Below are 22,049 nucleotides of genomic sequence, written 5' to 3' on the forward strand. Positions count from 1 at the left end.
GTGGTGATCGGAGACCTGAAGCAGGAGCAGGCCGAGTCTGCAGCGACGGAAATCACGGCTGCCGGAGGAAGGGCTATGGGGCTGGCCGTCGATGCTATGGACGAGGCCTCAATCATCGCCCTCGTGGAGGCAGCGGTGGATAAGTACGGCGCACTGCACATCATGTGCAACCACGTTGGTGGCAGTAACCCCCGCAAGGACCTGGACCTGCTGCGCCTGGACATGGATGAGTTCGACAGAACCATGCGCCTGAACGTGCGCAGTACCGTAGTCGGCTCACGGGCCGCACTTCCGCACCTCATCGCTGCCGGTGGCGGGTCGATCATCAATACCGCGTCCGTTGGCGGGCTTTCCGAGGACTTCCTACAGGTGGCCTACGGTACGGCCAAGGCAGCAGTGATCCGGCTGACACAGTACGTGGCCATAACGCACTGCCATTCATTGGGGCAGCCGAGGATATTGCGCAGGCGATGCTGTATCTCGCATCCGATGAATCCCGTTATGTCACGGGGCAATGCTTGGTGGTGGACGGTGGAATGTCCAGCCACTCATCCATTGCCGAGGACCGTCGAGACCAGCTCCCGGAGAAGCCGGCGTCCTGAAAGCAAGCTGAAACAGGCTGAGCAACGTGGGCCGTAGGAGACCTACCCCTCGCTCCGATGACGGATAGTGCCGCCGACGGCGGTGGCCAAGACCGGTATGTCGCGCAGCTCGGACGGGTTGACCAGATACGGATCGGCTCCGAGGACGGTGAAGTCAGCCAGCATCCCCGGACGCAGACGGCCCTTGATCGTTTCCTCACCGGAGCCGTGCGCTGGCCCGATGGTGAAGCCCGCGATGGCCTCGCCGACGCTTATCCGCTCACCTGGCTGCCAGCCGCCGTTGGGCTCATTATCCTGATTCTGCCGGGTGACTGCAGCATGGATCCCGTGCAGTGGATTTGGCGGCGCCACAGGTGCGTCCGAACCGAAAGCCGGGATAGCACCTGCGTCGATCAGTGACCGCCAAGCGTAGGAGGCCAGATCACGGCCCGCCAACAGAGATGAGACCAAGGCAATGTCCGCGGAGCAGTGCTGGTGGTCGCATGGAGGGCACGACGCCGAGGCGTGCGAGTCGGTGCACATCTTCCGGCCGAAGGTGCTGGGTGTGTTCGATGCGGTGTCGTAGCTTTCCAGCCGATGCGGCGTCGTCGAGCCGGTTCAGGATCAGGTCCTCGTAGGCTTCCAACACCAGCTGGTTGGCTCGGTCGCCGATGGCGTGGGTGGCGACGGCGATCCCAGCCCCGGCAGCGCGCCGGACCAGGGCCAGCAGGTCGCGGTACGGGGTGACTTCGATGCCGGTGTTGCCCTCGTTGCCGTGAAATGGTTGGTTCATATGGCAGCTGTGCGAGCCCAGCGCGCCGTCAGCAAAGAGCTTGACGGGACCGGTGCGCAGCCAGGCGTCGCCATCTCCAGTGGTCCGTCCGGCATCAATAGCAGCCTCCAGGCCCACCTGCGGAATGGACTTGTGCACGCGCAGCTGCTGGTCTCCACCAGCACGCAGTGTGCGGTACGCCTGCTCGCATTCAGCGCCATCGAAATCGTGGGCGCCGGTTAGCCCGACAGCGAGCATCCGGCGCTGGGCGTCCACCAGCAGGCTTTCCAGAGAGCCAGATTCGCTGCTGTGCATGATGGTTTTGAGCGGTTGGCAGGCTGCCTCGCGCAGGATGCCCGTTGGGTGGCCATCAATGTCGTGGACGATTTTCCCGCCGATGGGCTCCAGCGTCTGAGCGTCGATGCCGACGGCGGCCAGGGCTGCGGTGTTAGCCCAGAAGGTGTGCCCGTCGATGCTCGGCAGCGCGGCAGGTCGGCCTCCGGTGGCGGCATCGAGTGCTTGCCGGTTCGGCAATACCGGGACGTCCCAGGTGTTGAAGTCCCAGCGCCCTCCGAAGACCCACCCGGTGGCGGGCAAAGCGAGGGCATAACTGCGTACGCGGGCCAGTGCGTCCTCAAGGCTGGTGGTGCCGCGCAGATCCAGGGCAGCGATTTCGCGAGCGTAGTTGGCGCTGTGGAAGTGCGCATCGGTCAGGCCGGGGATAACGGTAGCGCCGCCAAGGTCTATGGTCTTGACTGTCCCCGTGGCGTGGGCGCGTAGGTCCTCGGCAGTGCCGACGTCGAGGATGTGCTCTAAAGCTCAGCATGCAGGACGCAGGTTTGAGGACCAGCGAACCATACTGATACATGTCGGCGCGATTGGCAATGGCCCCCTGTTCGCTGTCAGCCCTGCGCGATAGCCTTCAAATAACCTGAGCAACGGGATGCGGCAGATGCGAGACAGGAGCTTGATATGAAACAGACCATCGGTAGAGGCTTGGCAGCTGGAGCAGCTGGAGTCACGGCACTGAATGCAGCCAGTTTTGTGGACATGTTGTTCCGCGGGCGTCCGGGCAGTGAGGCCCCGGGGCGCTTGGTGGAGGAACTCCTGAGTAGGGCGGGGATTGATATCCCGGGCCGCGGCCAGGAAAAGGCCAATCGGCGCACGGCTCTGGGTGCTATCGCCGGTATGAAGGCGGGTCTTGGCGTCGGCATCGTGGCGGCAGCCGCGCGCAGTGCCAAGCTCCGGGTACCGGCTCCCATTGGTGTGGCGCTGACGGGGGCTGCAGCCATGGCTGCAGCCGATGTCCCCCTCGCGAAGCTGAATATCACCGATCCGAGCACGTGGTCCAGCAGAGACTGGGCGGTTGACGTCGCCGGTCACCTTGCTTATGGCATGAGCGTTCAGGCGGTACTGCACGCCACGGAACCGCCAGTTGACCGCAACGAAAAAGTACGACGGCGGGCGTCGCTGCCACTGCTGGGGCGCTCACTGATGTTGGGTGCGGCTACGGGCTCGCGAAGCACTCTGGCGTTCGCCGGGCCAGTGTTGGCCAAGAAACTGGGTGGCCGGAATAAGCCATCTGGCAGAACTGCGGGATTGACCGCGGTGGCTCTGGGGTCCGAGCTGTTGGTGGACAAGCTCCCCATGACGCCTAGCCGGCTAGGGAAATCGGGGCTGCCGCCTCGCTTCATTTCTGCTGCCGGGGGAGCGATTGTTCTGGCTCGCAGGGACCGTTCGAATGCTGTCTTGCCCGTCATTGCGTCTGCCGTTGGTGCGGCGGCGGGGTCTTTCGGCGGTGCTGCGTGGCGCGATTACGCCCAGCAGCTCGGGTGGACGTGGCAGGCAGGGCTCGTGGAAGACGTTCTGGCTGTTGGGCTTGCCGCAGGCGCCAGTTGGCCGACGTCGGCGAAGATTACCGCTTAGCGGGGGAGGTCACTGTTTAGTCGGGAAGCCCGGCGAAACCACGGAGAGCCCGGCGTCAGTTGCTGCCGCCATGAGTTCATGGTCGTAGGCGAGGACTGACTGAGCCTGCACCCTAATTGCCGTAGCCAGATGGATGGCGTCCGCACTTCGGAGTTGGTGCGGCATAGCGGCTGCGTACATCAGGTCGCTGCGGGCCACGTCCACCAGGTTGATGCTGTTCAGGACAGTATTGATCAGCTCGGCCGGGATGTTCCGCTGCCGTCTGGCAGCGCAGTGCATATCCGCGTGAAGCAGCATCGACGCAACGAGCGTGTGTTCCGCCGTTGCCGCAGACAGGTGATCGGCAAGGGCCGCTGACTCCGGCTCGTCGATCACCAGCTTCAGTGCTGCCGAGGTGTCGATGTAGATGATCAACGTTCACCACGCAGGTCGGTGAGGATAGCTGCCGTTGAGTTTTCCTGCTCAACGCGCGGAAGGAGCCGGAAGTCGACCGCTCCAATGGATGCTTGCCGAACCTGGCCGGAAAGCAACAGCGACTCGAACACTGACGACGACGGCGGGATCAGCGTCGCTGCCACGTCCCCATTGTTCGTGACGCTGATGGTCTCGCCATTCTTTACTCGGTCAAGAATGCTGCTGCTGTTGTTTCGTAGTTCCCGGTGTGGGATTGTTGTCATGATTGCACCTCCGTAGCAATCGTAGCAGTCGACCGAAGGACAGTGCCTTGACTACACCGGACATCAACAGCGACTACTTCCTTCTGGACGAGGAGCTGACCGACGGCGAGCGCGCCCTCCGCGACAAGGTTCGGGCTTACGCCGAGGCAGAGATTCTGCCCATCATCAACGACTACTGGGAGCGGGCCGAATTCCCGACGGAGTTGCTGCCGGGCCTCGCACAGTTGGGCATTATCGGATCCACTATCGAGGGCTACGGTTGCCCCGGGCTGAGCCGCCGTGCCTCCGGCGTTGTTTCCAGGGAGATCGCCCGCGCAGACGGTTCGGTCAACACCTATATCGGTGTCCACTCGAGCCTGGGCATGGGCTCCATCAACATGCTCGGCAGCGACGAGCAGAAGCAGCGCTGGCTCCCCGCCATGGCCAAACTGGAGAAAACCGGCGCGTTTGCCCTGACGGAGCCCGAACACGGATCTGATTCGGTGGCACTGGAAACCAGTGCCCGCCGCGACGGCGACAGCTACATCCTGAACGGTCACAAACGGTGGATCGGCAATGGTGATGCGGCCGACGTCGTCGTCATCTTTGCCCGCGACGAGGCAGACGCCAAGGTCAAGGCTTTCATGATGGAGAAGAACGACGACGGCGCGTATCCCCAGGGGTACAGTCCCACCGTCATCACGGGGAAGATGGGCAAGCGCGCCATCCTGCAGTCGGACATTGTGATCGAGAACCTGCGCATTCCAGCGGTGAATCGACTGGAGCACTGTGAGTCCTTCCATGACGTCTCCCGGGTGTTGACCGCGACGCGTGGGGGAGCGGCCTGGGAAGCGGTGGGCCACGGCATGGCAGCCTACGAAATCGCGGCGACCTACGCACTGGAGCGCAAACAGTTCGGTCGGCCCATCGCTTCATTCCAACTGGTGCAGAACAAGCTGGCCAACATGTTGAGCGAACTCACCGCCATGCAACTGATGTGTTATCGGATGACTGACCTGGCCGAGTCTGGACGGTTGACCGGGGCCATGGCGTCGATGGTGAAAATGGCGAACGCGCAGAAAGGCAAGTGGATCTGCAGCGAAGCCCGCGACATCCTCGCGGGAAACGGTGTGCTGCTGGAGCGCCATATTGCACGGCACCTCACCGACATGGACATCGTCAGCACCTACGAGGGCACGGATTCCATCCAGTCCCTGCTGGTGGGCCGCGACATCACCGGCATCTCAGCCTTCAAATAGAACCCGCATTCGCATTCGCAAACGAGAGCGAGAACATGACTTCACAGCCAGTTTCTGTCCAGATTACCGACGGCGTAGCGCACGTCCGCATGGACAATCCGCCCGTCAACGCGCTTGGCTTGGCCCTCCGCGAGGCTCTCATGGACGCGCTCGCCGAGCTTGAACACAATGACGACGTTATGTCCGTACTGCTGATCGGCCAGCCCAAAGCTTTCTCGGCCGGAGCGGACATTACCGAGTTCGGAACCGGCACCAGCTCACCGACGCTTCCCGAGCTCGTGGCTCGCGTGGAGGACTTCCCGAAACCGGTTGTCGCAGCGATCACCGGCGTCGCACTCGGTGGAGGACTGGAGCTCGCGATGGCCGCGCACGCCCGAGTCGCACTGACGACGGCGAAGCTGGGCCTGCCCGAAATCAGTCTTGGACTGCTTCCCGGCGCCGGTGGTACGGGCAGACTGCCGCGGCTCGTCGGGCCCGAAAAGGCGCTCGAACTGATCCTCGGCGGGAAGCAGATTCCGGCCGAGGCTGCCCTACAGGATGGCCTCGTAGATGCGGTGCTCGACGGCGGCTCGGACGCCGGTTCCGCCGATTCCGACGGCGGCAGCGGCTTTGAAACCGAAGCCGCCCGGTGGACCGCGGAGTTCGCCGCCTCTGGTGGTCCCATGCGTACGCAGGACCGGACCGATAAAATTGCCGACGCCGCCGCGAAGCCGGGAACCGTCGTCGAACTCGCAGCGACGGCACTGCGCAAGGTCAAGGATCCGTTTGCGGGCAAGGCCGCTGTGGAAGCGGTCACCGCGGGAGTTGAGAAATCCTTTGAACGAGGCGCTGTGGTGGAGCGCGCGAAGTTTCAGGAGCGGTTGAAGAGTTCGGAGTCCGCCGCCCAGCGGTACCTGTTCGCTGCCGAACGTGCTGCCCGCAAACCACGGAATCTGGATCCAGCTGCAGCTCGAGACGTGAAGCAGGCCGGCGTCGTGGGGGCTGGCACCATGGGTGGAGGAATTGCGATGGCGCTGGTTTCCGCGGGAATCCCGGTCACCGTGGTGGAAGCCCAGCAGGAAGCGCTGGAACGTGGGCTGGGCATGATCGAGAAGAATCTAGCTGTCTCCGTTTCGCACGGCAACCGAACCGAGAAGCAGGCAGCGCAGCAGCGCGCGCTCATCACCGGAACCATGGATTACGCGGATCTCAGCGACGCAGATCTGGTCATTGAGGCAGCGTTCGAGGATCTGCAGGTCAAGAAGGAGATCTTCGCGAAGCTGGACCAGCACGTGAAGCCACAGGCCGTGCTCGCAACCAACACCTCCTACCTGGATATTGATGAGATTGCGTCCGGTACGGAACATGCGGATCGCGTTCTCGGGATGCATTTCTTCAGTCCGGCCAACGTCATGCCGCTCGTGGAGGTGGTGCGCGGCGCACAGACCAGTCCCGAAGCACTAGCCACTGGATTCGCAACGGCTCGGCGAATCGGGAAGACGCCCGTCGTCGTCGGAGTGTGTCACGGCTTTGTGGGCAACCGGATGCTGGGAGTGCGCTCGCGGCAGGCCGAACAGCTCCTGCTGGAGGGCGCACTGCCGTCCCAGGTTGATGATGTGCTGACCGAGTTTGGGTTCCGAATGGGGCCCTTTGCCATGGCGGACATGGCCGGTCTGGATATCGGCTGGCGGAACCGGAAAGCGCAGGGCACCACCGCGCCGATCGGCGATGCTCTGTGCGTGGAGGGCCGTTTCGGGCAGAAGACTGGCGCCGGTTACTACTCCTACGAGGGCCGCGATCGCCAGAACGATCCCGAGGTGGAGGAGATCATCGAACGGGTTTCGGCCGAGCACAATATGACGCGACGCGGGATCTCAGACGACGAGATCCTCGAACGGTTGCTCTTCCCGATGATCAACGAAGGCGCCCGCATCCTTGAGGAAAAAATCGCGGACCGCGCCAGCGATATCGACGTGATCTGGGTCAAGGGCTACAACTGGCCCGCCTACCGCGGAGGGCCCATGTGGTACGCGGATCAGGTGGGCGCGGCCGTCGTCGCCGAGCGTCTGACGCACTATGCGGAGGCGACCGGGGATGAGTCCCTGCGGCCCGCGTCGGCATTGCAACGAGCGGCCGACGTCGGCGGGAGCCTGACGGGCGCGTCGTCGTCGTGAGCTTTCAGGAGCCGGAAAGCGCTGAGCAGGGGGCGTCGGAAAGCAGAGAGCCGGAGGGGCCGGAAGCACCACTGCTCGACGGGCGCAGTGCCCGGGCGCTGCGCACTCGCCGGACCATTTCCGACGCTCACCTTGCGCTGATCAACGACGGCGAACTCAGACCGTCCGCGCGGCAGGTCACCGAGCGGGCCGGAGTGTCCCAGCGGACGCTGTGGGACAACTTCAAGGACATGGAGAGCGTGATGGCGGAGACCGCGGCGCGTCAGCTCGCCGAGCAGGACGCGGCGCTTGTCCCGATCGACGCCGGACTGGCGCTCGCAGAACGGATCGAGCTCTATTGTGCCCAACGGGGCAACGTGCTCGAGGCCGTCGCACCGATGGCGCGGGCAGCGGACGTCCACCGGCCGTTCTCACCGGTGCTGCAGCGGAACCTGGAATCGAACCTGGAACGCATCCGGGCCGAGATTGAGCGGCTGTTCGAGCCGGAGCTATCCCTTCTGGATGAAGACCGCCGGAACCGCATCACGCTGGCGCTCTGCACGGCGTCGGACTGGGCCAACTGGCAGCTGCTGCGCGCATATTTAGGGCAGTCGGCCGAAGAGGCCCGTCGTGCACTGGAGGTGTCGGTGGGCGCGCTGCTGGTGAGGTCGTGCTCGCCAAACGTGGTCGATCACGAGAAGAGGAAGTCATCATGACGGTTTTGTCCCTTGCCGCGGTTCTTGCCGAATCGGCGCGTAGATACCCCGAAAAGACCGCAGTCATCAGCGGCGGCCAGCAGTACTCCTATTCCACGCTCTGGCGCCAGTCGCTGCGCTACGGTGCGCAGCTGCAGGAAGCTGGAATGGAACCGGGCGATGTTGTCGGCATCATGGCGCCCAACGTCGTCGAATTCCCCCGCGCCTATTATGCGGTGGAGGCGGCAGGCGGCGTCGTGGTTCCCGTGCACTTGCTGCTCACCGTTGAGGAAGTGGTTCATGTCCTCCGCGACAGCGGCGCGAAGATGCTGATCTGTCATGCCAGCTTCCTGAGCGTCGCCGGTCCAGCCGCGGAGCAGGCCGGAATTCCGCTGCTGCTTGCCGGGCCGGCTCCCCAGGGCGCTGAGGGCGCTGAGGGCCTGCAGGTCCTGGATGCCGATAGCGGGAAGGAGCTGCGTAACTACGTCAGCCGTGAAGCGGATGACCCCGCCGTCATTTTCTACACGTCCGGCACCACCGGCAAGCCCAAGGGTGCCGTGCTGACACACCTGAACATGGTCATGAACGCAACGGTCTCCGCCGTGGACGCCAACGACGTCCGCACCGACGACATTGCGCTCGCCTGCCTGCCCCTGTTCCACGTCTTTGGCCAGACTGCGAGCATGAACGCCATCTTCCGGTTGGGTGCCACCCTGGTGCTGCTGCCGAGGTTCACCGGGGAAGCGGCTCTTGAACTGATCCGCGAGGAGAACGTGGATGTTTTCCATGGCGTTCCCACCATGTATATGCAGTTGCTGGAGGCGGCCGAGGGCCAGGAGAAGCTGCCGAAGCTGAGACTGTGTGTCAGCGGTGGAGCAGCGATGCCGGTGGCGGTGATGGAGAAGTTCAACGAAGCTTTCGACGTCACCATTTACGAGGGGTACGGCCTGTCCGAAACCTCGCCCGTGGTCAGTACCAACACACCGTATTCGGGGGTGAAGCCCGGCACTGTTGGGCCCTCCATCTGGGGTGTGGAAGTGGAGATCGCGGATCATCGCGAGCCTGACAAGGTGGTCCCGCTGCCGAACGGCGAACTCGGGGAGATCCTGGTCCGCGGTCACAACGTATTCGCGGGTTACCTGAACAACCCAGAGGCGACGGCGGCTGCCATGGTGGACGGCTGGTTCCGCACCGGTGACCTGGGGACCATGGACGACGACGGCTTCATCACCGTGGTGGATCGCACCAAGGACGTCATCATCCGCTCTGGCTACAACGTGTACCCGCGCGAGGTTGAAGAAGTGCTGATTCGCCACCCTGCCATTGCGCAGGTGGCTGTGATCGGCATTCCCGATGACCTGCGCGGGGAAGAGGTGTGCGCCGTCGTCGTGCTGGATCCTGCCCATCAGGGACCTCGTTCAAGTGCGGAAGAAATCATCGAGTGGAGCCGCGAGCATCTGGCGAAGCACAAGTATCCGCGCGAAGTGCGCTTTGTGGAGAAGTTCCCACTGGGACCGAGCCACAAGATCCTCAAGCGCGAGCTGCGACGGGATGTGACGGAGGGGCGTTAGCGGCGGAGGCGGCTGCTAGCGCAGTCAATGCAGAGCCGGGTTTCCGGGCGGACCTCCAGTCGTTCGAGTGAAATCGGGCCGCCACAGTGTTCGCAGACATCGTAGGTTCCGTCCGCCAAGCGTGTCAGGGCTTGCTGGAGATCGGTCAGACTGCGCTGGGCATCTTCGTGCAGTTTGACCTCCAGAGCCCGGTCCTGGGAAATAGTTGAGCCCTCAGGGTCGTGTTCGTCGTCTTCAGTCGTGCCTGATCGCGCCTTGGTCAGTTCGTCGATACGCCGGCCAGAGGCTTCGATCCGTGCGCGAGTGTCCGCGATGCGAACGTCTATGAGTTGTTGAAAGCGTTCAGCGTCGACTGAGTCCATGGCTCAATCAAAGCACGACCATACCGCCGCAGGATTGAGGTCTAGTAAAATCAGTTCATGTTGCCGTTCCTGTTGCTCTCCACCCGTGCCGAAGACGTTGCGACCGAGCGCGAGTACCAGAGCTTTCTGAACTCAGCCGGGCTGGAGCCGGAGCACTTGCACCGCATTCGCGCGGAGGCTGGTCCGCTGCCGCTGATTGACCTCGATGACTATTCAGGAATCATGGTGGGCGGCAGCCCGTTCAACTCATCCGATCCCGAAGAGCTGAAGTCCGATACGCAGCGCCGCGTAGAGCGTGAGATTGGCGAGCTACTGGACCGTGTAGTCGCAGCCGACGTCCCATTCCTCGGAGCCTGCTATGGGGTGGGCACCCTCGGTAAGCATCAGGGCGCGGTGATCGACCGCACCTTTGCCGAGCCCATCAGCGCGGTCACCATCACGGTGAACGACGCCGGAGCGGCCGATCCGTTGCTGGCCGGCCTGCCGCCGTCGTTCGCTGGCTTCGTGGGTCACAAGGAAGCGTGCACCATCCTGCCGCCTGGCGCAGTGGTGCTGGCGTCGTCGTCGACGTGTCCCGTCCAGATGTTCCGCATCCGTGAGAATCTCTATGCCACACAATTCCATCCGGAGCTCGACGTCGCTGCCCTGCTGGAGCGGATCGACATCTACCGCAATGCCGGATACTTTCCGCCCCACGAGGCGGACGAGGTCATGGACCGTGTCCGGACAGCACAAGTGGACCAGCCTGCGCGGATCCTGCGGCATTTCGTGCAGCGGTACGCCCGGGGTTAGGTTGTCCGGGATGGCAGTCTTCCGTCCGCAGCTCCAGACCACTGCCCCCAACGATCCAACCAACCAGTGCCTAGGCACGCGAGCGGGCCAAACTCTGCTGTCCTTGCCGATGGCCCGCCGGATAAGATCAAGCCATGGCCGGACTTGCAGATGTTCTTGGCCCCATCTTGGAACTGATGACCTGGGTGGGCTTCGTTACGGGCGTGCCGCTGCTGGTCTGCGGCTGGATTATCGACAAACGACGTTGCAGGTGGGCCAGCACCAGTGGCGAGGTCTTTGCCGCCGGTACCTACAAGGGCCTCCGATGGACCGACAGTGCGAACACCTCCCGGCTATCCCTGCTGCGTCCCGAGGATGCGCAGGAACTGGTCCCCGGAAATGACATCGTCCTTCACTACGACGTCTGCCACCCTGTTCGGTGGTGCCTGGGCCCGCCACGACTCAATACTGCCCTGATCATTGGATGGACCCTGACCACGGTCGGGATTGTGTGCGCTGTGGCTGGATTCGTGCTGATGATCCTCTAATTCTCGTTTCCGTCCTCACGGATCGACGGACTGGCCTCCAATTCTACCGACCGCTCGGAGGCGGCATAGAGTTCGGCGAAACCTCGGCAGACGCGCTTCGCCGCGAATTCACGGAAGAACTGGGGTTCGACGTCACGCCCACGTCACTGCTCGGCGTCCTGGAGAACCACTTCGAGTTCGAAGGGGAACCCGGGCACGAGATCGTTCATGTGTACGCCGTTGAGTCCTCCGAGATCGATGCCCTGAGTCTGGACACCGAACTCACCGTCCTTGATGACGGGTCACCCGTGATCTGGAAGCGCAGAGATGAGCTGGAATCCGGGCGCCGACCCTTCTATCCAGCCGGAGTTCTGGAGCTTCTACCCAATTGACCGAGGCTAGCCACCATGACGACGGCGGGGTCCCGCCTAAACTGTTTCAGTGAGTAACCCAGCAGCCCCGGTCCAGCCTTCCGTCCCAACCCCCAACCCGGCAGACGTGAACCGGAAGATCCATGCCCAGATCGCATCCGAGCTTGGTGTGCAGACCTGGCAGGTCAAGGTTGCGATAGAACTGCTCGACGGCGGGTCAACGGTTCCGTTCATCGCTCGGTACCGCAAGGAAGTCACCGGAACGCTCGACGACGCACAGCTGCGTGATCTCGAGGAGAGGCTGCGGTACCTACGCGAACTCGAAGACCGCCGCGCAGCCATACTCGCTGCCATCAGCGAACAGGGAAAGCTCACGCCCGAACTGACCGCAGCCATCCATGAAGCCGAGACCAAATCACGACTGGAAGACCTCTACCTTCCGTTCAAATCCAAACGCCGCACCAAAGCTCAGATTGCCCGCGAAGCTGGTCTCGAACCGCTCGCTGACGCACTGCTGCGCAACCCCGAACTCGATCCGGTCGAGGAAGCGGCGAAATACCTCAACCCGGCGCACTCCATCAACGCAGCCGAGGACGCTCTGGCAGGTGCCCGCGCCGTCGTCGTCGAACGCGTCAGCCTCGACGTCGAACTCACCACCACCCTCCGCGAACGGCTCTGGACTACTGGACGCCTCCGCTCCCAGGTCCGCAAAGGGAAGGAAGCCGAGGGCCAGAAGTTCGCCGACTACTTCGCCTTGACTCAGGTGCCCAAGTCCATGCCGTCGCACCGAGTACTCGCACTGCTGCGCGGTGAGAAAGAAGGTGTGCTCGACGTTTCTTTCGCCGAAGCAGACCCAACGGACAAGGAAGCATACGAGGACGCCCGCGGCCACTACGAAAACGCCGTCGCCAGGGCCGCTGGCATCTCAAACCGTGGACGACCGGCGGACGCCTGGCTCCTGCAGAGCGCGCAGGTTGCGTGGCGTACCCGGATTCACACTCGACTCGCAACCGACCTGCGCTCGCGGATGGCGCAAGCGGCCGAGGACGACGCTGTTCGAGTGTTCGCGGCGAACCTGCGAGACGTACTGCTCGCCGCGCCCGCCGGGAACCGGTCCACCATGGGGCTGGATCCGGGCCTGCGCACGGGCGTGAAAGTTGCGATTGTCGATGGGACGGGGAAAGCCACGGCGACCGACACCATCTACCCGCACGCGCCCTCCAACAGGTGGACCGATGCGTTGACGAGCTTGAAAAAACTCGCTGTGAAGCACAACGTGGAGCTCATCGCGATCGGCAATGGCACGGCGAGCCGTGAGACGGACGAGCTCGCCGCCGAACTGATCAAGAGTCTGCCCGAGCAGAAGATTCGCAAGCTGGTGGTCTCCGAAGCGGGGGCGTCCGTTTATTCAGCGTCTGCGCTGGCCTCGGCCGAACTGCCCGGCATGGACGTGTCCCTACGCGGCGCCGTGTCCATCGCGCGGCGGCTCCAGGATCCACTGGCGGAACTGGTGAAGATTGATCCCAAAGCGATCGGCGTCGGGCAGTACCAGCACGACGTCGCTCCCGCCAAGTTGGAACGCTCCCTTGGTGCTGTGATTGAGGACTGCGTGAACTCAGTGGGCGTTGACGTCAATACTGCCTCGCCTGCGCTGCTGAGTCGCGTTGCTGGCCTGGGGCCGTTGCTGAGTGAGAACATCGTCGCCCACCGGAATGAGACGGGGCGCTTTGCGAAGCGCAGCGACCTGAAAAAGGTTCCACGACTCGGGGCGAAAGCATTCGAGCAGTGCGCAGGGTTCCTTCGGATCAGCGGGGGAGCGGAACCGCTCGACGCATCGAGCGTGCACCCTGAAGCCTATGGAGTTGCCCGGAAAATCCTCAGCTCCGTGGGTGCTCGAAAGGCCGACGCCGTCCGTGGAACCGGGACCTTGGCTACCGTCAATGCCGCAGATTTTGTTGATGACACTTTTGGCCTTCCCACCGTGCAGGACATCCTCGCCGAACTGGAAAAACCCGGCCGTGATCCCAGACCTGAGTTCACCTCCGCCTCCTTTGCGGAGGGGGTCGAGAAGATCTCGGACCTTCGTCCCGGCATGATCCTCGAAGGGATAGTCAGCAATGTGGCCACCTTCGGCGCGTTCGTGGACATCGGTGTTCACCAGGACGGGCTCGTTCACATATCCGCGATGTCCAACACTTTCGTTTCCGACCCGCACGACGTCGTCAAATCTGGGCAGGTTGTACGAGTGAAGGTTCTCGAGGCGGACCCCGAACGCAAGCGCATCGCACTCACGCTTCGATTGGACGACGAGAGCCCTTCGGGCGGCGGGAAGGCTGCTAGCGCCTCGGGCTCTGGCGCTGCCCGCTCGGGCCCCGGTGCTTCCCGTGGGGCTGGTTCTTCGCCTGAGTCTCGTGGGTCTCGTGGCTCGAGCGGCAAGCGTGAGTCCCGCGAGCCGGAGAGTGCGATGGCGAAGGCACTCCGGGAGGCCGGGCTCCGCTAACCAGGCCGGGCCCCGCTGACCGGACCCGTCCGCACTTATTGTTGGAATAACTCGGGAATCGTCCCTATTCCAACAATAAGTGCGGAGGCGTCAGGGATGCAGACCCCGAGCGCCGGGGCCGGCAAGGTGGGGTGTAGAGATCGGGATCCGCTAGATTGCAGCAAGAACGCTGACTCTGATGAGGGTCAATGATGGCGGAACTCGTTTCAGCTACCTTCCGGAATACCTGGCACGGGGCCAAACCGCGATTGCTTCTTCGCTTCCGTTGTCAGCAGAGCCAGTGGTCACGGGGAGCGGATCAGTTCCGCCCTTCTTTACTCACCTGCTGCCTGAGGACCGGCGTCTTTCGTCATTGCGTCGAGCCGTAAAGGCCTCGTCCGACAACGAGCTAGCACTCCGTTTGGCCGTTGGAGGAGGCCGGTGTGGATCCTCGTGCGATTGCCAGCGTGCAGGAGAAGGTCTCCGCCGGAATGGTCTCGGTACCCGTTGAGGCCGCTGGCCGAACATTTTGGGGTGGAGGACATGCGCCGTTACAGCATGGAGCCGAGGTCGGAGCCGATAGATGGATAGGTGGCAGTCATGGATTTGAGCTGTCGGGAGGTCAGCCCCACTTTGATGGCGAGGCTGAAGATGTTGATCAGTTCGGCGTAGCCGGGCCCGAGCAGATGCGCGCCGAGAATATGGTCGGTCGTTTTGTCGATGATGATCTTCGTGCTGGCGGTTGTCTCGCCCACCCGGTAGTTGGAGTACCAGCCGCTGGTGTCGTTGTGCCGCACCTCGATGTCTAGGCCGCTGGCACGGGCTTCCTGTTCGAGGATGCCAACCCGGTTGAGTTCCGGGATGGTGAACACGGTGGTGGGAACGGCCGTGTAGTCAGGGACGGTGGTGACACCTTTGAGCATGTTGGAGGCGGCGATCTTGCCTTCGAACACTGCGACGGGGGTCAGAGGTTTTCCGGGGGTGTCAGCGGCGTCGCCCGCCGCGTACACGGAGGGGTTCGTGGTGCTTTGCAGGTGCCCGGCCACGGTGACACCTTGGGGTCCGGATGCGATGTTTGCTGCGTCGAGGTTCAGCCCGTCTAGGTTGGCGACGCGCCCAGCGCCGTGGACCACCAGGTCGGCACCGATGGTGAAGACCTCTCCGCCCTTTTCCATAGTGACGTCCAGCCCGGTTGCGGTGCGGGTCACACTTGTGACCGCGGTGGCGGGTTGAACCCGGATTCCGGTCTGCTCGGTCCTTTTCACGAGGAGTTCCACGAGGTCGGGGTCGAACCCGCGGAGGGGCCGGTCACCGTGGTCGACGATCACGCAGGTCGCCCCGGCGCGGGCGGCGATGTGAGCGAACTCGAATGAGACGAACCCTCCACCGACGAACACGATCCGCTGCGGCAACGCGTCGAGGTTCAAAAAGTCGGTACTGTCGATCAGGTACTCGTGTCCGGGGAAACTCAGCGGGCGAGGGTGCGCGCCAACTGCGATCAGGAACCGCTTCGCACGATGCTCGGCTCCGTCGATGTCGAGCTGGTTCGGTCCGGTGAACCGGGCGCTGCCGTGGAAAGTCGTCACCCCGTTGCCAGTGAGTTCGTCTTCCATCCCTTGCGGCACACCATCGGTGAAGCCTCGCTTGTGGCGCATCAGTGCAGACCAATCGATCGATACCCCGTCCTCGGTGATGCCCTTGTCGCGCATCAAGTTGGCCGCATCGATCACTTCCGCGCCACGACGGAGGATCTTCTTGGGATCACAGCCACGCAGCGCACAGGTGCCCCCGTAGGGGAGAGCATCCACGATTCCCACCCTCCACCCCTGGGCGGCACATTTGTTCGCCGCCGTCGTGCCGGCCATCCCTGCGCCGATGACAAACAGGTCGTATTCCTCGTTCATGGATTATTTCCTTCCCGCCGGCACTATCACCGAATCGGATCATGGTCTTGATCGGAGTCATTCTGCTCAGGTCGGGGGGAGCGCTGCTCGTAGTTGATCTAATGTCGGCGCCCCGACCAACCCATCGGGCGTTGGGTAGATGCGGCAGGATAGCCCCACGGAGGAGGCCGGGTCTGGAAAAAGGTCTGCGCCGTCGAGCAGAATGCTCGGTGATCCGCGGAAACCGGTAGCCTCCGCATCCTCGGGCGTCTCCACCAGAAGGTGCGTCACGATCATGTCGGTGCGGTCCTGTGCGATGACGGCCAGCCGGTCCGCGACGATCGTCCAGTTCGGGCATCCGTTGAAGTATTGCAAGGTGATCTGCATGGCCCCAACAATAAACCTTGCACCGCACTTCAAGGTCAAATGATGTAATAGGACTATGCGAATTGGAGAACTAGCTCTTGTCACGGGAGTGAACACACAAACCCTGAGATTCTACGAACGCCGCGGACTCCTGCCCTGCGCGTCACGTGAAGCGAACGGGTACCGCCACTACGACGAGGCCACTGTCTCTCGTTTGCAGTTCATCCGCGCTTCACAGGCGGCGGGGCTGACGCTGACGGAGATCAGCAGCATCCTTGCTCTCCGCCAGGTCGGCGAGGTGCCCTGCGAGCACGTCATCACTCTCCTTACCGGGAAACTACAAGACGTCCACACCCGGCAACGAGAACTCGCACTCCTCGAAACAGAACTGCAGCATCTCATCGAGGTGAGCCAGGACCTCGACCCAGCCGACTGCACTGCAGGGGCCGTCTGTCAGATCATCCCGCACCCCTAGACATCGGTATCAAACTCCTTTGGAGGGATTCAAGACAGCCGTAATACGCCTCGGGTAGGTTTCCCGGGCGCTCCGCCTTATCTAAAGTGGGTCCCGTTTAGATTGCCCTGGTGGGTCTCATTTGGGTCGACATAGTCCTACGCCCGTCGGCTGAAGCTGCCGCTGGCGGTGCGGAACCTTGGGCGACGCCGGACTACCTCAGCGTGCGGCCGAAGGTGTCATAGTCACAGCTCTGAGCGCAACGCGAACCCTGGTCGTGACTTACCCACCAGCAGCGGATCCGTCCTCAGTTATTGTTGGAATAACCTGGAAATTGGCCCTATTCCAACGATAAGTGCGGGGGCGTCAGGGGTCCCGAGTGCGAGGGCGTCGCGAGGGCGCTGAGGCAGGAGCGGGTCAGGCCTCAGTGACAGTACGACGACGGACCTCGGCTGCACCAGAGCGGCAGAAGATCAGCACCAGCTCCTTCACGCTGAAAGCGGTGATCCGCTGAACCATTTCCGCGTAGGTACCGAGCTGCCGCCAGTACGCAGCGATGGTCTCCTCGGTGACGCTGATGTCCGTCTTGAAGTCCGCAATGACCAGCGCGCCGTCGTCGTCCTGGTACATCAGATCGATGACGCCCTCCACCGTCACACCTTCAGAGGAGCCGACGACGGGCAGCTCCAACCAGTGCTCACGCTCGGCAGCCTGCTGGACCGGTTCACTGGAAAGCGCCGAGCGGGCCCGTTCAGCCAGGCCAGCCGGATCAGTTAGCCCCTCGGCGAGGGCCACGGAGGACGCCAGCTCCTCGAAATCCGCAGAATCGCGTAGACCGCTCAACTCCAATACCCGGTGCAGCACTGTCCCGAACACCGCACCATGCTCACCGCCGGGCTCCGCAAAGGTGGGTAGGCCGTCGTCGTTCACATCCACGAAGCGCATGGCCGACGCTGGCTCAGTAGGCTCAGAAGCTCCCTTGGCCAGAGCCGTCACAGAGGTAGTCGATGCAATGGCCGACGTTTCCTGCCAGCGCAACCGTCGAGATTCCCATTCGGCGAACGGTTCAACCAGCGCTGCCTCCGTCCCAGCCCGCAGACCAAAGGGCAGGTCAGTAGGCAGCTTGAGGGAGGGAACGGCGTCGTCGTCCTGATCCACCAGGAGCTGACCAAGACTGCCCTTCGCACCAACGTAGTGGGACACCACCAGGTGACTCTCGGCGCGGGTGCAGGCAACGTAGAGCAGGCGTCGTCGTTCGGCTTCGATGAAGTCCGACTCAATCTGGGACGCCTCACGGTAGCCGCTGGACTCAATATCGCCAGCGAAGTGCACCTGCAACTTACCGCGCTCATCCCACAGCGCGGCGGCCTTCTGGTGGTTGGGGCTGGACCCTGTACCGGCCAGGATCACCATGGGGAACTCGAGCCCCTTGGACGCGTGGATGGTCATGATCCGCACGGCTTGGGCGTCAGTTTCGGGCACCACTGCTTCCTTGACCTTCGAATTGTCCTCCTGTTGGGTGCTGGCCCAGACGAGGTAATCGCGGAGACTTCCGTGCGTGGCTTCCGTCCAGGCCCGCGCCTGGTCCACGACGAAACGCACGCGCCGCCAGATCTCGCGGTAGCGGGGGCGGACGGCGGCGGCCTCCAGTACGCGGCGATCCGTCACCAACCGGTCCAACAGATCTCCGGGAGTGAGTTGCCCGATGTCTCGGCATAGCTCGGCGAGGTAGCGCATGGCGACGGCGACCGTGGAGTCAGTCAACTCGTCCGGGGCTGGGGCGAACATGTTCCAGCGCCCGCCCGCCTTTTTCCATTCGAGCAGTTCGTCGTCCGCGCAACCGAAGAGCGCCGAGCGTAGTGAGAGAACAAGGGAGGCCTCGTCGGCCGTGTTGGCGATGGCCCGCAGGCTGAGTAGGAGGTCTGTGACTTCCTGCGTTGAATACACCAGCGACGAAGCCTCGGCCCGGTACTCGATGCCGGCATCGTCCAGCGCGTCTTCAAGGGCGGGTAGCGAGGTGCGGGTGGGGAGCAGGATGCAGATGTCTTTGAGCTCGACGGCGGACGTGGCGAACGCGTCTGTTCGTTTACTCTGCTTCTGCCAGACGGGGCCCCCACCGGATCCGGTCGCGAGTTTCACAGCAGCAGCAACGTCCGCCGCTTCGTGGGCGCGGAGGATGTCCGCGGAGACCTTGCCGTTCTCATCCGGCGTCGCACCCTCGCGGCCAATGACGCTGACAGCCGGACCGTGTTCTTCAAGCCATTCTGGACGCTGAGGGTCAGCGTGAAGAGCCTGATAGGCGGGCTGCAACGTGCCGCTGAGCTGAATCAGTTGCCCGAACGTCGCGTTGACCCAATCCAGTAATTTCCCGGTGGATCGAAAGTTGGTGTTCAGCGAGGTGACAGCCGACGCCGGATCGCCAGCGAAGCGCTGCTGCGCAGCTAGGTATGTGGCAATGTCCGCTCGCCGGAAACGGTAAATCGACTGCTTCGGATCACCCACGGTAAAGAGCCGGCCCGCCGGAATCGCGAGCTGCTCCCAACCATCCGGACCACAGATGTCCGTGGCGGCAATGCGCGTCGCAATCTCGGCCTGCACCGGGTCAGTATCTTGAAACTCATCCAGCATGATGCACTGATACCGCTGGTGAATGGAGGCATGAACCTGACGCTTGTCCGTCCCCACCAGCAGGTCGCGGGCATGAATGAGGAGATCGTTGTACTCAAGCTCACCGCTGCGTTGGCGCTCGCGGGCGGCGGTGCGCAGTACCTCTGACATTGCGGCCGTGACGGTTTCGACGGCGGGTGCGACGAAGCTGTTGCGAAGATCCTTAGCGACTGCGGATAGTGCTTTGCAGGACGCGGCAACCTCATCTTTGCGCCCGGACCAGTTCTCTTTTCGACCGCCGCCTAGCCTTGTCGGAAAGTTACTCAGGATGTCCAGAACCGCGCTCATCTCCGCAACATCCACGGACGACAGCTGGCCGTGCCAGCTCCGGATGTTTTCAATCGCCGCCAGTAGATTGTCGGCTGGATCCGTGCAGTGTTCCGCATGTGCCAAGACGTCACCGGTGCGGCGCAGCAGCGGCCCCAGGTGTACGGCGGGAATGTGCCGCCGCTGTGGTGGATGGGTTTCGAGACGGTCCCAGTTGCCATCGAGGACCTTCGCGACCTTCTGTAACTGGTCCAAGTTGACGCCGACGGCGAGCAGAATGCGGAGGGCGCCGTCGAGCGTTGGGTCCGTGAACAGCGCGTGCCGTGCGGCTTCCCACCGCCGTGTGAAGGCCACTTGCGAACGCAGCTCGTCCACCACGGTGATCAGGGGAGGGACGCCCGCTTCGATGGGGTGTTCGCTGATGAGCCGCGCCGCGAAGGAGTGGATGGTGCCAATAGGGGCGGTGTCGAGCTGCTCCAGCGCGATATCTCGGGTGGGGCTGGGCGCATCGTCCTCGAGCCGCCGTCGTACGCGTTCCCGCAATTCACCGGCAGCTTTCTCCGTGAAGGTGATGGCCGCGATGCTTTTCAGTTCGACGCCGCTCGCCACCATCGCGCAGATGCGTTCCACCAGTTCGTGGGTCTTCCCGCTGCCAGCGCCGGCTTCGACAAAGACGTTGGCATCGAGCTTTTCCTCGATCAGGGTGCGGTCCTGCTGATCTTTCAGTTCCATGACGGGGATACTCATTTCTCCACCTTCAGCAGCTCAGCATAGGGGGCGAGTTCTGGCGCGTTCTGAACCCGCAGCCACTGCTGCTTGGCCTCCTGCGCGCCCATGAGGTTGGTGAAACTCGTGAAGGGGGTCGATTCCGGTCGCATCGGGAAAACGCCGCCGCGGATGGCGGAGATGATGAGGCTCGCGTCTTCGCGGAGCTGGGCGATGACGTCCTCGCTCACCTCGTAGCCGATGGTCGCGAAGCCGCCGTCGCTGGAGATGAACCAGTACTGCGCGACCACGTCCGACGCCGGTTTCCTGGCCAGGGTGCGGGCGAACAGGCCGTAGACGGGGAGCTGGAAGCGGCTGCCCTCCGCGGTCCGGTGCTTCTTCAGCTCTTGGTAGCGCTTCGCTTTGCCGGTCTTGTAGTCGATCACTTTCAGGCGGCCGTCGTCGTGCTGATCGATGCGGTCTACTTTCCCGCGGAAGTAGATGCTGGAACCGTCGTCGAGCGTGAGCTCCACCGGCGGGTGGGTGTCAGTGTCCTCCGGACCGAAGCTGGCTTCCGCTGCGAGATAGGACCATCCCTCATCAGCCGTCTTGTGATCGGCGTCGAACACCTGGCGCAGGTCCTGGCGGATCCTGGCCTGAGTGCGGTCCCAGACGTGCGCGAGCCAGACGGGGTTGGCGAACTCAGTGAACGCGCCCTCGGCCAGTTCCAGCAGGCGGTCCGACGACGGCGGCTGGCCTTCGTCTGCGACCTCGCGAACATAGTCCTCGAGGATCTTGTGCACCAGATTTCCGCGCTGCATGGGGTTGATCTGCACTTCGAGCTCGACGTCCTCGAAGATCGTGACCTTGAGGACGTGTTTGAGGAAGTAGCTGAAGGGGCTGGTGACCCAGTCCTCGAGGCGCGTGGGGGAGAGCGGCCGGTCCGGGTCCATGATGGTTCCCGCGTGGGCGCCCAGGTTGCCGTTGAAGCGAGAGAAGACGCGTCGTGCCGGTCCCGGGTGAGGGCGATCGACCGGTTCAGCACCGGGTCTTCGGTGATCACTGCCGCGCGATCGCTGGCGGTGAGTAGGTGTCGTATCCGCCATTCCTGTTCCGTGACGGCTAGGGCATTGGCGGTGGGAGAGCCGTGTTCAATGCTGTGGGCGAAGGACGGCAACTCGCGCTTTTCGGCGGAGGTTTTGGCGCCCGAGATCCAGCGGGTGAGTTCGTAGTTTCCCGCGGCGCGTAGGTCGCCTCGCGGGCTGGTGATGGTGCGCTTGGTTCCCGACGCCAAGGCCGCGAAGAACTGTTCCTTCTTGGCCTGGGCGCGCTGCTCTACCGTGGGCAGGTTGCCGTTGAGGCTGGCGCGGATGGCGTCCGGCAGCAGCGGATCTTCCGAGATTCTGGTCGGCGCACGACCCTCAGCGGCTCCCATCAGATAGACGACGTCCAGGTCTCGTCCCACGGCATCTGCATAACTGCCGACGACGACGCCGGCCCCGACCTTCCCAGCCCAGCCACCCTTGGACGCGATGGCGTCCTCCAGCGTGCTGCGGATCAGGGCTGGCCGGGGGAGTGGGCCAATGCCGTCGAGTTTGCTCAGGT

Annotated in this window: 21 protein-coding genes; 12 read left to right on the forward strand and 9 right to left on the reverse strand. The window is 63.3% G+C overall.

All coding sequences use genetic code 11. The annotated features are described in order from the left end of the window. Positions 1–639 carry an SDR family NAD(P)-dependent oxidoreductase gene (locus JOE65_RS05125; RefSeq protein ID WP_205162213.1) on the forward strand — a complete coding sequence of 213 codons (639 nt, stop codon included), beginning with the start codon at positions 1–3 and terminating at the stop codon, positions 637–639. Positions 640–644: 5 nt separating this feature from the next. On the opposite strand, the gene JOE65_RS15440 is transcribed toward JOE65_RS05125, so the two are convergent. Together JOE65_RS15440 and JOE65_RS05135 are read right to left on the reverse strand one after the other, a co-directional pair. Continuing rightward, positions 645–1,052, reverse strand: coding sequence for an amidohydrolase family protein (locus tag JOE65_RS15440; protein ID WP_205162214.1), 408 nt, complete (start codon positions 1,050–1,052; stop codon positions 645–647). Continuing rightward, positions 1,024–2,160: an amidohydrolase family protein gene (locus JOE65_RS05135; RefSeq protein ID WP_205164028.1), complete on the reverse strand. Its 1,137-nt coding sequence runs from the start codon at positions 2,158–2,160 to the stop codon at positions 1,024–1,026. The genes JOE65_RS15440 and JOE65_RS05135 overlap by 29 nt, the downstream gene beginning before the upstream one ends. A gap of 165 nt (positions 2,161–2,325) precedes the next feature. On the opposite strand from JOE65_RS05135, the gene JOE65_RS05140 reads away from it, so the two are divergent. Next, on the forward strand, positions 2,326–3,279 hold the full coding sequence (locus tag JOE65_RS05140; RefSeq protein ID WP_205162215.1) for a hypothetical protein: 954 nt from the start codon (positions 2,326–2,328) through the stop codon (positions 3,277–3,279). Positions 3,280–3,288: 9 nt separating this feature from the next. On the opposite strand, the gene JOE65_RS05145 is transcribed toward JOE65_RS05140, so the two are convergent. After that, positions 3,289–3,693: a type II toxin-antitoxin system VapC family toxin gene (locus JOE65_RS05145; RefSeq protein WP_205162216.1), complete on the reverse strand. Its 405-nt coding sequence runs from the start codon at positions 3,691–3,693 to the stop codon at positions 3,289–3,291. Further along, positions 3,690–3,956 (reverse strand): type II toxin-antitoxin system Phd/YefM family antitoxin, encoded by a 267-nt coding sequence (locus tag JOE65_RS05150; protein ID WP_205162217.1) that lies wholly within the window; start codon positions 3,954–3,956, stop codon positions 3,690–3,692. The genes JOE65_RS05145 and JOE65_RS05150 overlap by 4 nt, the downstream gene beginning before the upstream one ends. 47 nt (positions 3,957–4,003) lie before the next feature. On the opposite strand from JOE65_RS05150, the gene JOE65_RS05155 reads away from it, so the two are divergent. Genes JOE65_RS05155 through JOE65_RS05170 form a run of 4 tightly spaced genes read left to right on the forward strand, consistent with a single transcriptional unit; the run spans position 4,004 to position 9,592 of the window. Further along, a complete protein-coding gene (locus tag JOE65_RS05155; RefSeq protein WP_205162218.1) occupies positions 4,004–5,194 on the forward strand; it encodes an acyl-CoA dehydrogenase family protein in 1,191 nt (396 codons plus the stop codon). A 35-nt stretch (positions 5,195–5,229) separates the two neighbouring features. Next, the gene (locus tag JOE65_RS05160; protein ID WP_205162219.1) at positions 5,230–7,347 is read left to right on the forward strand and encodes a 3-hydroxyacyl-CoA dehydrogenase NAD-binding domain-containing protein; all 2,118 of its coding nucleotides are present in this window, start codon (positions 5,230–5,232) and stop codon (positions 7,345–7,347) included. Further along, positions 7,344–8,042: a TetR/AcrR family transcriptional regulator gene (locus JOE65_RS05165; protein WP_205162220.1), complete on the forward strand. Its 699-nt coding sequence runs from the start codon at positions 7,344–7,346 to the stop codon at positions 8,040–8,042. The genes JOE65_RS05160 and JOE65_RS05165 overlap by 4 nt, the downstream gene beginning before the upstream one ends. Further along, the gene (locus JOE65_RS05170; RefSeq protein ID WP_205162221.1) at positions 8,039–9,592 is read left to right on the forward strand and encodes a long-chain-fatty-acid--CoA ligase; all 1,554 of its coding nucleotides are present in this window, start codon (positions 8,039–8,041) and stop codon (positions 9,590–9,592) included. Before JOE65_RS05165 ends, JOE65_RS05170 begins: the two co-directional genes overlap by 4 nt. On the opposite strand, the gene JOE65_RS05175 is transcribed toward JOE65_RS05170, so the two are convergent. Then, the gene (locus JOE65_RS05175) at positions 9,589–9,954 is read right to left on the reverse strand and encodes a TraR/DksA family transcriptional regulator (protein ID WP_205162222.1); all 366 of its coding nucleotides are present in this window, start codon (positions 9,952–9,954) and stop codon (positions 9,589–9,591) included. The two genes, JOE65_RS05170 and JOE65_RS05175, sit on opposite strands and share 4 nt — an antisense overlap. 57 nt (positions 9,955–10,011) lie before the next feature. Between JOE65_RS05175 and JOE65_RS05180 the strand changes: the two genes are divergently transcribed. From JOE65_RS05180 to JOE65_RS05200, 5 genes are all read left to right on the forward strand, one after another. Beyond that, complete coding sequence (locus tag JOE65_RS05180; protein WP_205162223.1) at positions 10,012–10,746, forward strand: glutamine amidotransferase; 735 nt, start codon at positions 10,012–10,014, stop codon at positions 10,744–10,746. A 134-nt stretch (positions 10,747–10,880) separates the two neighbouring features. Then, a complete protein-coding gene (locus tag JOE65_RS05185) occupies positions 10,881–11,273 on the forward strand; it encodes a hypothetical protein (protein WP_205162224.1) in 393 nt (130 codons plus the stop codon). Beyond that, a complete protein-coding gene (locus tag JOE65_RS05190; protein WP_205162225.1) occupies positions 11,237–11,644 on the forward strand; it encodes an NUDIX domain-containing protein in 408 nt (135 codons plus the stop codon). The genes JOE65_RS05185 and JOE65_RS05190 overlap by 37 nt, the downstream gene beginning before the upstream one ends. A gap of 49 nt (positions 11,645–11,693) precedes the next feature. Then, a complete protein-coding gene (locus JOE65_RS05195; RefSeq protein WP_420827488.1) occupies positions 11,694–14,123 on the forward strand; it encodes a Tex family protein in 2,430 nt (809 codons plus the stop codon). A gap of 178 nt (positions 14,124–14,301) precedes the next feature. Further along, positions 14,302–14,613 carry a HipA N-terminal domain-containing protein gene (locus tag JOE65_RS05200; RefSeq protein ID WP_239536622.1) on the forward strand — a complete coding sequence of 104 codons (312 nt, stop codon included), beginning with the start codon at positions 14,302–14,304 and terminating at the stop codon, positions 14,611–14,613. 40 nt (positions 14,614–14,653) lie between these two features. On the opposite strand, the gene JOE65_RS05205 is transcribed toward JOE65_RS05200, so the two are convergent. Continuing rightward, positions 14,654–16,006 carry a dihydrolipoyl dehydrogenase family protein gene (locus JOE65_RS05205; protein ID WP_205162226.1) on the reverse strand — a complete coding sequence of 451 codons (1,353 nt, stop codon included), beginning with the start codon at positions 16,004–16,006 and terminating at the stop codon, positions 14,654–14,656. Positions 16,007–16,072: 66 nt separating this feature from the next. Then, a complete protein-coding gene (locus JOE65_RS05210; RefSeq protein WP_205162227.1) occupies positions 16,073–16,372 on the reverse strand; it encodes a thioredoxin family protein in 300 nt (99 codons plus the stop codon). 55 nt (positions 16,373–16,427) lie between these two features. On the opposite strand from JOE65_RS05210, the gene JOE65_RS05215 reads away from it, so the two are divergent. Continuing rightward, a complete protein-coding gene (locus JOE65_RS05215) occupies positions 16,428–16,826 on the forward strand; it encodes a heavy metal-responsive transcriptional regulator (RefSeq protein ID WP_205162228.1) in 399 nt (132 codons plus the stop codon). A 396-nt stretch (positions 16,827–17,222) separates the two neighbouring features. Here JOE65_RS05215 and JOE65_RS05220 read toward each other — a convergent pair whose 3' ends face one another. Together JOE65_RS05220 and JOE65_RS05225 are read right to left on the reverse strand one after the other, a co-directional pair. Beyond that, the gene (locus JOE65_RS05220; RefSeq protein WP_205162229.1) at positions 17,223–20,486 is read right to left on the reverse strand and encodes a UvrD-helicase domain-containing protein; all 3,264 of its coding nucleotides are present in this window, start codon (positions 20,484–20,486) and stop codon (positions 17,223–17,225) included. Then, entirely contained in the window at positions 20,483–21,550 is a 1,068-nt protein-coding gene (locus JOE65_RS05225; RefSeq protein ID WP_338021548.1) for a PD-(D/E)XK nuclease family protein, read from the reverse strand. The genes JOE65_RS05220 and JOE65_RS05225 overlap by 4 nt, the downstream gene beginning before the upstream one ends. Positions 21,551–22,049 lie beyond the last annotated feature (499 nt).

The sequence above is a fragment of the Arthrobacter roseus genome, from assembly GCF_016907875.1.
GTDB lineage: Bacteria > Actinomycetota > Actinomycetes > Actinomycetales > Micrococcaceae > Arthrobacter_J > Arthrobacter_J roseus.

Excerpts from the sequence above, each read along its gene's own strand:
- JOE65_RS05160 (WP_205162219.1), top strand. The coding sequence starts at position 5,230 with ATGACTTCACAGCCAGTTTCTGTCCAGATTACCGACGGCGTAGCGCAC.
- JOE65_RS05170 (WP_205162221.1), top strand. The coding sequence starts at position 8,039 with ATGACGGTTTTGTCCCTTGCCGCGGTTCTTGCCGAATCGGCGCGTAGA.
- JOE65_RS05185 (WP_205162224.1), top strand. The coding sequence starts at position 10,881 with ATGGCCGGACTTGCAGATGTTCTTGGCCCCATCTTGGAACTGATGACC.
- JOE65_RS05175 (WP_205162222.1), bottom strand. The coding sequence starts at position 9,954 with ATGGACTCAGTCGACGCTGAACGCTTTCAACAACTCATAGACGTTCGC.
- JOE65_RS05215 (WP_205162228.1), top strand. The coding sequence starts at position 16,428 with ATGCGAATTGGAGAACTAGCTCTTGTCACGGGAGTGAACACACAAACC.
- JOE65_RS05200 (WP_239536622.1), top strand. The coding sequence starts at position 14,302 with ATGAGGGTCAATGATGGCGGAACTCGTTTCAGCTACCTTCCGGAATAC.
- JOE65_RS05220 (WP_205162229.1), bottom strand. The coding sequence starts at position 20,486 with ATGAGTATCCCCGTCATGGAACTGAAAGATCAGCAGGACCGCACCCTG.
- JOE65_RS05180 (WP_205162223.1), top strand. The coding sequence starts at position 10,012 with ATGTTGCCGTTCCTGTTGCTCTCCACCCGTGCCGAAGACGTTGCGACC.
- JOE65_RS05150 (WP_205162217.1), bottom strand. The coding sequence starts at position 3,956 with ATGACAACAATCCCACACCGGGAACTACGAAACAACAGCAGCAGCATT.
- JOE65_RS05205 (WP_205162226.1), bottom strand. The coding sequence starts at position 16,006 with ATGAACGAGGAATACGACCTGTTTGTCATCGGCGCAGGGATGGCCGGC.
- JOE65_RS05140 (WP_205162215.1), top strand. The coding sequence starts at position 2,326 with ATGAAACAGACCATCGGTAGAGGCTTGGCAGCTGGAGCAGCTGGAGTC.
- JOE65_RS05210 (WP_205162227.1), bottom strand. The coding sequence starts at position 16,372 with ATGCAGATCACCTTGCAATACTTCAACGGATGCCCGAACTGGACGATC.
- JOE65_RS05225 (WP_338021548.1), bottom strand. The coding sequence starts at position 21,550 with ATGGCGGATACGACACCTACTCACCGCCAGCGATCGCGCGGCAGTGAT.